Raw genomic sequence first — 9,212 nt, 5'->3', positions numbered from 1 at the left:
TCGAACGATAGAAATCGCCAAGAAGTTCAAGCTGATAAGGACTAAAGGTCATGTCACTCTTTTTCATCTTTTATTCATTTTAGTTGATACTTATAGTAGTCAACCAAATCCAGGGTAAGACAGGAATAATTATAAAATATGGGGTGAGATGTTTTTCTAAAAAGGTTACTGTGAAGTACCCGAACGGGGATAAACCCTTTATAGCATGTGTATGTTTCCCACAACATGCTTATTGCTTATATAAACGGAGTCTCTTGGATGTCCGTTTTATATAATTGTTTGTTTTTGTTTAAGTACATTCTGTCCTGGTGAGGAAGGATGTACTTTTTTGCGTCCGAAGGTCCGGAATCTGATAGTCGCGAAGGTCCGGTCGGAAGATCAACGCCTTCCGTCCGCTCCCCACATCATCTTGCTGCGGAGGGTATCGAAGAAAATATGATTGAACCGTTTCACTACTTTTATACTGTAGTCTGCCCGGCGAATGGTCAGCTGAGTCGTCTCCTTGCACGTTTCGCTGCTGCCGTCGATGGCAACGAGGAAGTTATGGCTGCGGCTTTCCACGTCCAGCGTGATTTCCCAGTCGTCACGAATGACGATAGGACGGACGTTGAGGCTGTGCGGAGCTACCGGGGTAATGGCGATCGTATTGGAATGAGGAACGATGATCGGGCCGCCTACGCTTAATGAATACGCAGTAGAGCCGGTAGGAGTGGCAATCACCAGTCCGTCTGCCTGATACGTATTCAGATAAGCACCGTTGATCGCAGTGCGGATGCTGATCATGGAAGAACTGTCCCGCTTGAGCACCGCAATTTCGTTGAGGGCATAAGGCGATTCCTGAAGATTTCTGTCATTGCAGATAAGCCGCAATACACTTCGCTCTTCCACACTGTATCTGCCTGCCTGAATCTCTTCGAAAGTCACCTCCATCTCTTCGGGTGAAACATCGGCGAGAAATCCCAGTCGCCCTGTGTTGATGCCGAGAATGGGGATTTGTTTTCTACCCACCCGGCGGGCAGCTTTCAGAAATGTGCCGTCACCTCCGATGCTGATAACCATATCGGCTGTGAAGTCGTTGCCTTCGAGCAGGGCGTCGACAGGCACTTCCATTTTTAAATCTGCCGTCAGGAACTGGTAAAACTCCCGGCACATACAGATTTCCGCTCCCTGCTTCTTGAGAAGCTCGAACAGTCTGAGTGCATGCAAAGACTTTTTAGGCTGATACGTATTTCCGAAAATGGCAAATTTCATAAGCTGTTTCATTAGTTTCGGTTGCAAAATTGGCATTTTTTCTTGGATTTCTACTTTAAATAACCAAAAAAGAACTGAGAATGCGTTTCGTATTATTAGGCAACTAATAATAATATTTGTATTTTTGCGGCAAATATTGCGTAAAACTATGACTAAATTAAGTGTAAACATAAACAAGGTTGCTACATTGAGAAATGCACGCGGAGGGGATATCCCCAATGTGGTGAAGGTAGCACTTGATTGTGAAGCTTTCGGGGCTGACGGTATTACTGTTCATCCCCGTCCCGACGAACGCCACATCCGCCGGGCAGATGTATATGATCTGCGTCCGTTGTTGCGGACCGAATTCAATATCGAAGGCTACCCGTCGCCGGAGTTTATAGACCTGGTATTGAAAGTGAAACCTCATCAGGTGACGCTGGTTCCTGACGATCCTTCGCAGATTACTTCCAACTCCGGTTGGGATACAAAAGCAAATCTGGAATTTCTGTCGGAAGTTCTCGATCAGTTCAACAGCGCGGGCATCCGTACTTCCGTCTTTGTTGCCGCCGACCCGGAGATGGTGGAATATGCGGCAAAAGCAGGTGCCGACCGTGTGGAACTTTATACGGAACCCTATGCTACGGCATATCCGAAGAATCCGGAAGCGGCTGTTGCCCCATTTGTGGAAGCAGCCAAAACAGCCCGCAAGCTGGGCATCGGCTTGAACGCCGGACATGACTTGAGTCTTGTGAATTTAAACTATTTCTATAAAAACATTCCTTGGGTGGACGAAGTATCCATAGGTCATGCCTTGATCAGCGACGCATTGTATCTGGGACTGGAACGTACTATTCAGGAATATAAAAACTGTCTACGCTAATGAATGTATTGATGTTATTGGCCCAGGGTGCCATGAATATGGCCGACTCGCTGGCAACTGCCAACCCGGTGCTGACTCCGGTCAGCGCTCCCGAGATGAATATGCTTGATATGGCTATCAAGGGTGGTTGGATTATGATTGTACTGGGTGTACTGTCTGTAGTCTGTTTCTACATCTTATTTGAACGTAACTATATGATCCGTAAAGCGGGAAAAGAAGACCCGATGTTCATGGAACGGATCAAGGATTATATCCATAGCGGTGAAATCAAAGCGGCTATCCAGTATTGCCGCACGATGAACACTCCTTCGGCACGCATGATAGAAAAAGGAATCAGCCGTCTGGGACGTCCCATCAACGATGTGCAGGTAGCCATCGAGAATGTCGGTAATCTGGAAGTTGCCAAACTGGAAAAAGGCCTGACCGTCATGGCAACAATCTCCGGTGGTGCTCCGATGCTCGGATTCCTCGGTACGGTGACCGGTATGGTACGCGCATTCTACGAAATGGCGAATGCGGGAAGCGGAAACATCGATATAACCTTGCTTTCCGGCGGTATCTACGAAGCCATGATCACCACCGTAGGCGGTCTGATCGTGGGTATCATTGCCATGTTTGCTTACAACTACCTGGTGATGCTGGTAGACCGTGTAGTAAACAAAATGGAAGCTCGTACGATGGAATTTATGGATCTCTTGAACGAGCCTGCCCAAAAGTAACCCTGAGACGTTAATCACTATCATTAACCACTAATCAATAATAAAGTGGGATTAAAAAGAAGAAATAGAGTATCGCCCAATTTCAGTATGGCATCCATGACGGACGTCATCTTTCTGCTGCTGATATTCTTTATGATTACCTCTACGGTGGTGTCGCCCAATGCCATAAAGGTGTTGTTGCCGCAAGGCAAACAACAGACTTCGGCCAAACCGCTGACAAGAGTCGTGATCGATAAAGACCTGAACTTCTATGCTGCTTTCGGCAATGAGAAGGAAAAGCCGCTGTCGTTGGACGAACTGACTCCGTTCCTGCAAGGTTGCGCGGAGAAAGAACCGGAGATGTACGTGGCATTGTATGCAGATGAATCGGTGCCTTACCGTGAAATCGTGCGGGTGCTGAACATTGCGAATGAGAATCATTTTAAAATGGTGCTGGCTACACGCCCGCCGGAAAACAAATAAAGTAAGTAGTTGCTACTTAACTACTAAAAAAAGAAACAATTATGGACGACAGAAGAAAAAAGGGTGAATTCGTCGGCGCGCTGGGTGCACTGTTGGTACACGTGGCAGTGATAGCTCTTTTGATTCTGGTGAGCTTTACGGTTCCCCAGCCGGATGAAGACGCAGGCGGCGTACCTGTGATGCTGGGAAATGTGGAGTTTGCCCGAGGCTTTGACGACCCTTCGCTGGTGGACGTGGATATACTGCCCGAAGAACCGGAAGCACCTGCACCTGCGGAAACGCAGCCGGAACTGCCCTCGGAACAGGATCTGCTGACACAGACCGAAGAAGAAACGGTAGTGCTGAAACCGAAAACGGAGCCTAAAAAGGAGACCGTGAAACCCAAAGAGGTAGTGAAACCCAAAGAACCGGTGAAGAAACCCGAAAAGACAGAGGCAGAGAAAGCTGCCGAAGCGAAACGTCTTGCCGAGGAAAAAGCGGAACGTGAACGGAAAGCCGCCGAAGAAGCTGCGAAGAAAAAGGTTGCCAACGCTTTCGGAAAGGGAGCGCAGATGGGAGGCAGCAAAGGAACTTCCGCCAGCGGCACGGGAACAGAAGGCAGCAAGGACGGCAATTCATCCACCGGAGCGAAGACCGGAACCGGAGGTTACGGAACATTTGACCTTGGCGGACGTTCTTTAGGTACGGGCAGTCTGCCAAAGCCTGCCTATAATGTGCCCGAAGAAGGACGTGTGGTAGTCAATATCACCGTCAATCCGGCGGGAGTAGTCATTGGAACCAGTATCAATCCTCAAACGAACACCGTGAACTCCACCCTGCGGAAGGCAGCGGAAGACGCGGCGAAGAAGGCTCGCTTCAACACCGTGGAGGGACCGAATAACCAGACTGGAACCATCACTTATTATTTTAACCTGAGATAGTATCACTAATCAAAAATATAGGATTATGGGAACTGTATATGCTTTTTTTGCAGATGGCTTTGAAGAAATAGAAGCCTTTACTGCTGTCGACACTTTGAGACGTGCCGGACTGAATGTAGAAATCGTATCTGTCACTCCGGATGAAATTGTAATGGGCGCTCACGATGTGTCATTACTTTGTGATATAAACTTTGATAACTGCGATTTTTTTGATGCCGATCTGCTGTTGTTGCCGGGTGGAATGCCGGGAGCAGCTACGCTCGACAAGCATGAAGGACTGCGTAAACTGCTTCTTGACTTTGCTGCCAAAGGAAAACCGATCGCAGCGATCTGCGCGGCTCCGATGGTATTGGGCAAATTAGGTTTGCTGAAAGGCCGGAAAGCAACTTGCTACCCCAGCTTCGAACAATACCTGGAAGGTGCGGAATGTGTCAGTGAACCCGTAGTTCGGGACGGAAATATCATCACAGGTATGGGACCGGGCGCTGCTATGGAATTTGCTTTGGCCATCGTAGATCTGTTGGTCGGCAAAGAAAAAGTAGACGAACTGGTAGAAGCGATGTGCGTAAAACGCTAAGCTGTCTATGAAACAATCTGTGATTATTGTCGCCGGTGGAAAGGGCTTGCGAATGGGAAGCGATCTTCCCAAACAATTTCTTCCTGTCGGTGGCAAACCTGTGCTGATGCGTACGCTGGAAGCATTCCGCAAGTACGATGCGATGCTTCAGATTATTCTGGTACTTCCCCGTGAACAGCAGGGCTTCTGGAAACAGCTTTGCGAAGAACATCATTTTTCGGTGGAACATCTTGTGGCAGATGGCGGCGAGACCCGTTTTCATTCGGTGAAGAACGGGCTGGCACTTGTGCAGGCTCCCGGTCTGGTAGGAGTGCACGACGGAGTTCGTCCGTTTGTAACCCTTGAAGTGATTCGCCGGTGTTACGAGCTGGCGGAACAGCATAAAGCTGTGATTCCGGTGGTGGATGTAGTCGAAACGCTGCGTCGTCTGACGGATGCTGGAAGCGAAACGGTGAGCCGTACTGAATATAAGTTAGTGCAGACTCCTCAGGTTTTTGACGTGGAGCTGCTGAAACAGGCTTATGGGCAGGAGTTTACTCCGTTCTTTACGGACGATGCTTCGGTGGTCGAAGCAATGGGCGTACCCGTACATCTGGCAGAAGGTAATCGCGAAAATATAAAAATAACAACTCCCTTTGACCTGAAGGTCGGGAGTGCTCTCTTGTAAATGTTCGATTTAACCACACGCGACATCAAATTTATCTCCGGTGTAGGGCCTCAGAAGGCCGCAGTATTGAACAAGGAGTTGGAAATCTACTCGTTGTACGATCTGATTTATTATTTTCCTTATAAATATGTTGACCGGAGCCGCATCTATTACATTCACGAAATAGATGGCAATATGCCGTATATCCAGCTGAAAGGAGAGATTCTCGGCTTCGAGACGATAGGCGAAGGGCGGCAACGGCGGCTGACGGCCCATTTCTCCGATGGAACGGGAATCGTCGACCTGGTGTGGTTTCAAGGCATCAAATATATATTAGGTAAGTATAAACTTCACGAAGAATACATCATCTTCGGTAAGCCTACCGTGTTTAACGGGCGTATCAATGTGGCACATCCCGACATCGATAAGCCGGATGATCTGAAACTTTCTTCCGTCGGACTGCAACCTTATTATAATACGACGGAGAAAATGAAACGGAGTTTTCTCAATTCGCATGCGATTGAGAAGATGATGGCTACGGTGATCCAGCAGATACAGGAACCCCTGCCGGAAACGCTTTCTCCCAAAATCCTGTCGGACCATCATCTGATGCCTCTGACGGAGGCACTCCGGAATATCCATTTCCCGACGAATCCCGATTCGCTGCGCAGGGCTCAGTATCGTCTTAAATTCGAAGAACTATTCTACGTGCAGCTGAATATCCTCCGCTATGCGAAAGACCGCCAAAGACGATATCGTGGATATATCTTTGAACGGGTAGGGGATGTTTTCAATACTTTCTATTCGCAGAACCTTCCTTTTCAGTTGACGGGTGCACAGAAACGGGTACTGAAAGAAATAAGGAATGATGTGGGAAGCGGCCGGCAGATGAACCGTCTGCTTCAAGGAGACGTGGGTAGTGGTAAAACCCTGGTAGCGTTGATGAGCATGCTGCTTGCACTGGACAACGGTTTTCAAGCGTGCATGATGGCTCCCACCGAAATTTTGGCGAACCAGCATTACGAGACAATCAAGGAACTGCTTTTCGGTATGGATATCCGTGTCGAACTGCTGACCGGGTCTATCAAAGGAAAGAAGAGGGAAGCGATCCTGACCGGACTGCTGACGGGAGACGTGAAAATCCTGATAGGTACGCACGCGGTCATTGAAGACACGGTGAACTTCTCTTCTTTGGGACTGGTCGTTATTGACGAACAACACCGCTTTGGAGTGGCACAGCGTGCCCGCCTCTGGACGAAAAACATACAGCCGCCCCATGTGCTGGTGATGACCGCCACGCCTATTCCGCGTACATTGGCGATGACGTTGTATGGCGATCTGGATGTTTCTGTCATTGACGAGCTGCCGCCGGGACGGAAACCGATAACCACCATTCATCAGTTTGACAACCGTCGGGAAAGTATGTACCGCGCCGTACGCAAGCAGATAGAAGAAGGACGGCAGGTGTACATCGTCTATCCTTTAATAAAGGAAAGCGAGAAGATCGACCTCAAGAACCTGGAAGAAGGTTACCAGCATATCCTGGAAGAGTTTCCCGGCTGTACCGTTGCCAAAGTTCACGGCAAGATGAAGTCTGCGGAGAAAGATGAGCAGATGCAGCTCTTTATTTCCGGACAAGCTCAGATTATGGTTGCCACTACCGTGATCGAAGTCGGGGTGAATGTGCCCAATGCTTCTGTGATGATCATTGAGAATGCCGAACGCTTCGGACTTTCGCAACTCCATCAGTTGCGCGGTCGGGTGGGACGGGGTGCTGAACAGTCTTATTGTATCCTTGTGACGAACTACAAACTGACCGAAGACACGCGGAAACGGCTGGAAATAATGGTGCGCACCAACGACGGCTTTGAAATAGCGGAAGCAGACTTGAAACTGCGCGGTCCCGGTGATTTGGAGGGGACGCAGCAAAGCGGCATTGCCTTCGATCTGAAGATTGCGAACCTTGCCCGTGACGGTCAGTTGTTACAGTACGTCCGTTCGATAGCCGAAGATATCGTAGATAACGACCCGTCGGCTCAAAGTCCGGAGAATGAGATTCTGTGGCGGCAACTGAAATCTCTCCGGAAAACGAATGTTAACTGGGCGGCTATAAGTTGAAAAACGGTTAAACATGCAGTTTATTTGCGGGAATGTGTTGCAAAACATGTTTCGTTTCTATTCCTCCTATTTATAGGGCTTTAACGCTGCTTTTTCTGTTCTTTTCATCTCCGTACTTCTGAAAAATAGTTAATGACTTACTTGCCCTTTCATCGGAAAATACTATCTTTGGGGGAATTTTTTATAGTAAATGTATAGTTTAATCTTTTGAAAGTCACACATCATGATCGAAAAAACGCTGGTTATTTTGAAGCCGTGTACCCTTCAACGGGGATTGGTTGGTGAGATCACTCATCTCTTTGAACGTAAAGGACTACGGTTGGCCGGCATGAAAATGATGCAACTGACGGATGAATTATTAAGCGAGCATTATGCCCACCTGAGCAGCAAGCCTTTCTTTCAGCGCGTGAAAGATTCGATGATGGCAACTCCTGTCATTGTTTGTTGTTACGAAGGTGTGGATGCTATTCAAGCAGTCCGTACGTTGGCGGGACCAACTAATGGACGTCTGGCTGCGCCGGGAACCATTCGTGGGGATTATAGTATGAGTTTTCAAGAAAACATCGTTCATACTTCCGATTCTCCGGAAACTGCGGCTATCGAATTAACGAGATTTTTTAAACCTGAAGAGATATTCGACTACAAACAGGCGACTTTTGACTACCTGTATGCGAACGACGAATATTAATTGAATTGACAAGAACGAATGAATTTCAATTGCATTATTAAAACAGGATTGGTAGCTGTAGCAGCTATGGTCAGCCTGAGCTCTTTCTCTCAAGACCTGATTGCCCGCCAAGCTCCGATAGACAAGAAATTAAAAACCGTAGACTCTTTGGCACTTCAGAAACAGATCCGTGCCGAACAGTCGGAATATCCCGCCTTAAGTCTTTATCCAAACTGGAATAACCAGTATGCACATGCTTACGGCAATGCTATCATCCCCGACACTTATACCATCGACCTCACAGGCTTCTGTATGCCGACTCCGAGTACGAAGATTACTTCGCCTTTCGGTCCCCGCTGGAGAAGAATGCACAATGGTCTGGACCTGAAGGTGAACATCGGTGACACGATTGTAGCTGCCTTTGACGGTAAAGTACGTATCGTGAAGTATGAACGCAGAGGATATGGTAAATATGTAGTGATTCGTCATGACAATGGATTGGAAACCATATACGGACACTTGTCCAAACAACTCGTTGAAGAAAATCAATTGGTAAAAGCCGGTGAAGTGATCGGTCTGGGTGGTAACACCGGACGTTCTACCGGTTCTCATCTCCACTTTGAAACCCGCTTTCTGGGAATTGCCATCAACCCGATTTATATGTTCGACTTCCCGAAACAGGATATCGTAGCCGATACTTATACTTTCCGCAAGACGAAAGGTGTGCGTAGTGCCGGTTCTCACGACACTCAGGTAGCCGACGGAACGATCCGTTATCATAAAGTGAAGAGCGGAGATACATTGTCACGTATCGCTAAAGTGCGTGGAGTATCGGTCAGCACGCTTTGTAAGCTGAACCGTATCAAGCCGACGACCACCTTGCGTATCGGACAAGTTTTACGTTGTTCGTAAAGATGTAATACAATAATAGCTTTGGAAGAGGGCACTTTAATATAATTTAGAGTGCCCTCTTTCTGTTTTTACTTAATT

The 9,212-nt window shown here is 47.9% G+C and carries 10 protein-coding genes; 9 read left to right on the top strand and 1 reads right to left on the bottom strand.

Annotated features, from left to right (window positions below; all coding sequences use genetic code 11):
* Positions 1 to 378: 378 nt before the first annotated feature.
* Positions 379 to 1,287 (bottom strand): NAD kinase, encoded by a 909-nt coding sequence (locus NBH01_RS19230; RefSeq protein ID WP_130041154.1) that lies wholly within the window; start codon positions 1,285 to 1,287, stop codon positions 379 to 381.
* A gap of 112 nt (positions 1,288 to 1,399) precedes the next feature.
* Between NBH01_RS19230 and NBH01_RS19225 the strand changes: the two genes are divergently transcribed.
* From NBH01_RS19225 to NBH01_RS19185, 9 genes are all read left to right on the top strand, one after another.
* Positions 1,400 to 2,113 (top strand): pyridoxine 5'-phosphate synthase, encoded by a 714-nt coding sequence (locus NBH01_RS19225; RefSeq protein WP_048697017.1) that lies wholly within the window; start codon positions 1,400 to 1,402, stop codon positions 2,111 to 2,113.
* On the top strand, positions 2,113 to 2,832 hold the full coding sequence (locus NBH01_RS19220; protein WP_008760839.1) for a MotA/TolQ/ExbB proton channel family protein: 720 nt from the start codon (positions 2,113 to 2,115) through the stop codon (positions 2,830 to 2,832). The genes NBH01_RS19225 and NBH01_RS19220 overlap by 1 nt, the downstream gene beginning before the upstream one ends.
* 45 nt (positions 2,833 to 2,877) lie before the next feature.
* Positions 2,878 to 3,294 (top strand): ExbD/TolR family protein, encoded by a 417-nt coding sequence (locus tag NBH01_RS19215; RefSeq protein ID WP_008760840.1) that lies wholly within the window; start codon positions 2,878 to 2,880, stop codon positions 3,292 to 3,294.
* Positions 3,295 to 3,335: 41 nt separating this feature from the next.
* A complete protein-coding gene (locus tag NBH01_RS19210; protein WP_250700226.1) occupies positions 3,336 to 4,214 on the top strand; it encodes a TonB family protein in 879 nt (292 codons plus the stop codon).
* Between the two features lie 25 nt (positions 4,215 to 4,239).
* Positions 4,240 to 4,791, top strand: coding sequence for a DJ-1 family glyoxalase III (locus tag NBH01_RS19205; protein ID WP_215709567.1), 552 nt, complete (start codon positions 4,240 to 4,242; stop codon positions 4,789 to 4,791).
* Between the two features lie 7 nt (positions 4,792 to 4,798).
* On the top strand, positions 4,799 to 5,458 hold the full coding sequence (locus NBH01_RS19200) for a 2-C-methyl-D-erythritol 4-phosphate cytidylyltransferase (RefSeq protein WP_211462121.1): 660 nt from the start codon (positions 4,799 to 4,801) through the stop codon (positions 5,456 to 5,458).
* Positions 5,459 to 7,555 (top strand): ATP-dependent DNA helicase RecG, encoded by a 2,097-nt coding sequence (gene recG, locus NBH01_RS19195; RefSeq protein WP_008760844.1) that lies wholly within the window; start codon positions 5,459 to 5,461, stop codon positions 7,553 to 7,555.
* A 223-nt stretch (positions 7,556 to 7,778) separates the two neighbouring features.
* Entirely contained in the window at positions 7,779 to 8,243 is a 465-nt protein-coding gene (gene ndk, locus NBH01_RS19190) for a nucleoside-diphosphate kinase (RefSeq protein ID WP_008760845.1), read from the top strand.
* Between the two features lie 18 nt (positions 8,244 to 8,261).
* Positions 8,262 to 9,134, top strand: a complete 873-nt coding sequence (locus NBH01_RS19185) for a peptidoglycan DD-metalloendopeptidase family protein (RefSeq protein ID WP_008760846.1) — start codon at positions 8,262 to 8,264, stop codon at positions 9,132 to 9,134.
* Positions 9,135 to 9,212: the final 78 nt, after the last annotated feature.

The sequence above is a fragment of the Bacteroides sp. B1-V-101 genome (assembly GCF_023656585.1).
Classification (GTDB): Bacteria; Bacteroidota; Bacteroidia; order Bacteroidales; family Bacteroidaceae; genus Bacteroides; species Bacteroides thetaiotaomicron.
Note: the sequence above shows the minus strand (reverse complement) of the source record. Positions and strands in the feature narration are given on the sequence as shown.

Excerpts from the sequence above, each read along its gene's own strand:
- NBH01_RS19220 (WP_008760839.1), top strand. The coding sequence starts at position 2,113 with ATGAATGTATTGATGTTATTGGCCCAGGGTGCCATGAATATGGCCGAC.
- ndk (WP_008760845.1), top strand. The coding sequence starts at position 7,779 with ATGATCGAAAAAACGCTGGTTATTTTGAAGCCGTGTACCCTTCAACGG.
- NBH01_RS19205 (WP_215709567.1), top strand. The coding sequence starts at position 4,240 with ATGGGAACTGTATATGCTTTTTTTGCAGATGGCTTTGAAGAAATAGAA.
- NBH01_RS19225 (WP_048697017.1), top strand. The coding sequence starts at position 1,400 with ATGACTAAATTAAGTGTAAACATAAACAAGGTTGCTACATTGAGAAAT.
- NBH01_RS19210 (WP_250700226.1), top strand. The coding sequence starts at position 3,336 with ATGGACGACAGAAGAAAAAAGGGTGAATTCGTCGGCGCGCTGGGTGCA.
- NBH01_RS19230 (WP_130041154.1), bottom strand. The coding sequence starts at position 1,287 with ATGCCAATTTTGCAACCGAAACTAATGAAACAGCTTATGAAATTTGCC.
- NBH01_RS19200 (WP_211462121.1), top strand. The coding sequence starts at position 4,799 with ATGAAACAATCTGTGATTATTGTCGCCGGTGGAAAGGGCTTGCGAATG.
- recG (WP_008760844.1), top strand. The coding sequence starts at position 5,459 with ATGTTCGATTTAACCACACGCGACATCAAATTTATCTCCGGTGTAGGG.
- NBH01_RS19185 (WP_008760846.1), top strand. The coding sequence starts at position 8,262 with ATGAATTTCAATTGCATTATTAAAACAGGATTGGTAGCTGTAGCAGCT.